This is a genomic window from Candidatus Infernicultor aquiphilus, from assembly GCF_002784285.1.
Classification (GTDB): domain Bacteria; phylum Atribacterota; class Phoenicimicrobiia; order Phoenicimicrobiales; family Phoenicimicrobiaceae; genus Infernicultor; species Infernicultor aquiphilus.
On record NZ_PFKO01000256.1, the window covers coordinates 10,282 to 11,469 of the forward strand.

Genomic DNA, 1,188 nt, shown 5'->3' on the forward strand with positions numbered 1-1,188 from the left:
CTATTGTGTTGCCTTATTTATTCCCCTTTTTATTTGGCTTAGCCATCTTAGAGGATTTAGGTTATCTACCCCGCATAGCTTTTCTTATGGATGCCTTCTTACATAAAATTGGTTTACATGGTAAGGCAATTATACCTTTTATATTAGGCTATGGCTGTACTGTCCCGGCCATAATGGCAACTAGAATTTTAGAATCAGAAAGAGATCGTTTTATTACCTCTGTATTAGCTACTATGATTCCTTGTGCTGCAAGGATGACGATTATATTTGCTTTGGTAGCTTTTTATATTAGTCCTAAAGCAGCTTTAGCCATTTATATTTTAAATCTTATTGTAATTATCATATCAGGAAAGATATTGTCTCGCTTGCTGCCAGAGGTAACCCCGGGAATGATATTAGAAATTCCGGCTTATCATATTCCTTCATTAAAAGTAGCTTTAGCTAAGACCTGGCTCAGGATGAAAGAATTTATCTTTGTAGCCTGGCCCTTACTTATTGCTGGAAGCACAATTTTAAGTCTATTACATTATTTTCGGGCAGATACTTTAATAAATCATTTTTTTTCTCCTCTAACTTCTTTACTTGGCCTCCCCTTGGTAGTGGGGACTACTTTGATATTTGGTATTCTTCGTAAAGAACTTTCTATGTTAATGTTGATCCAGGCCTTAGGAACTGCTAATGTTGTCTCAGTGATGTCCACAACCCAGATTATGACCTTTACTGTTTTTATTATCTTTTATATACCTTGTGTAGCTACTATTGCAGTCCTGTGGCGGGAGATAGGAAGTAAACGCACTTTATTTACTATTGCCTTTACTTTTATTTTAGCCATTATTTTAGCAACCATTACACGATTTGTATATTGAAAAATAGTATATAGTATCGAGTATATAGTATGTAGTAAATAAATACGGTGATAAGTAAGGTGTAATCTGTAATGAGTTGTAGGGGCAGACCTTGGTCTGCCCGAAATAAGTAATGTATAAAAAATCTAAAAATATATACAGAATACGAAATGCTGGTTACCGCTAAGCAATACTAATATAATTGGTAGATCGGCAGATTGGCAAATGGGAAGATTTTAAAGGTTTTGAATTTTGAATTATGATTTTTACTTTTTCGCTTTTCGCTTTTAGTTTGTAAAAAATATTTGACAAAATAGTTTATATTAATATAGTATATTAATGA

General features: G+C 33.3%; 1 protein-coding gene. It reads left to right on the forward strand.

Annotated elements, in window-relative coordinates:
• The coding region (locus tag COZ07_RS06895) for a nucleoside recognition domain-containing protein (RefSeq protein ID WP_406607834.1) at window positions 1-866 on the forward strand (866 nt) is incomplete at its 5' end.
• Window positions 867-1,188 lie beyond the last annotated feature (322 nt).